Raw genomic sequence first — 899 nt, 5'->3', positions numbered from 1 at the left:
CCTTCGGTAATGCTAAAGATTATTTTACTGGGCTATGCACATGGTTTTATCAGTAGCCGTCGGATTGCAAAGGCTTGCGAGCATAATATTTTATTTATGAGTGTGTCGGGAGATATCCAGCCACATTACACATCTATAGCGGGTTTTGTGGCTAAAATGCATGAACAGATTGAGCCGCTTTTTACGCAAGTGCTGATGATATGTGATGAAGAAGGCTTGATAGGCCGCAACATGTTTGCCATTGATGGGTGTAAATTAAAGTCCAATGCGAGTAAAGAGTGGAGCGGCAAATTCGATGAGTTAAGCCGCAAAAAAGCAAAACTAGAACGCGCAAGCAAACGTATTATTGAACGCCACCAATCACAAGATGGACTGGGCGAAGAGTTAATAACTCAGGACTTAAAACAAAAAGAAAAGCTGGATAGAAGTGCAGGTAAAATCACCGAGTTTTTAGCCACTCACGAAGAGAAAACAGGCAGTAAAGGCAAGCCTGTTAAAAGTAATATCACTGACCCAGATAGTGCAAAAATGACGACCTCAAAAGGGACAATTCAAGGCTACAACGGCATCGCGATAAACGATGATAAACATCAAATCATCCTGCAAGCACAAGCGTGGGGCTCAGTGGGCGAACAACAAACTTTACAGCCAGCCGTTGCACAATTAAAACAGCAGCTTGCTAAACTTAATACAGAAAAAATGGCAGATAAACACACCATCAAATTCACCGCAGACAGTGGGTTTAACAGCGAAGTAAATCTTGAGTTTATGGCGCAAAGTGGGTTCGATACCTACATTGCGGATAACCAATTTAGAAAACGAAATCCGCTATTTAAAGACAGCGAAACATACGAAACAGAGCAAGAAAAACGGCGACTAAAACGCAGTAAAGGCAAGCC

Annotated in this window: 1 protein-coding gene; it reads left to right on the top strand. The window is 42.0% G+C overall.

The window, feature by feature from the left end:
• On the top strand, positions 1–899 hold an 899-nt coding region (locus P20652_RS19405), incomplete at both ends, for a transposase (RefSeq protein ID WP_033018290.1).

The organism is Pseudoalteromonas sp. BSi20652 (genome assembly GCF_000239855.1).
In the GTDB taxonomy this organism is placed as follows: Bacteria; Pseudomonadota; Gammaproteobacteria; order Enterobacterales; family Alteromonadaceae; genus Pseudoalteromonas.
The sequence above is the reverse complement of the archived record's forward strand: the minus strand, read 5'-3'. Positions and strand labels throughout refer to the sequence as shown.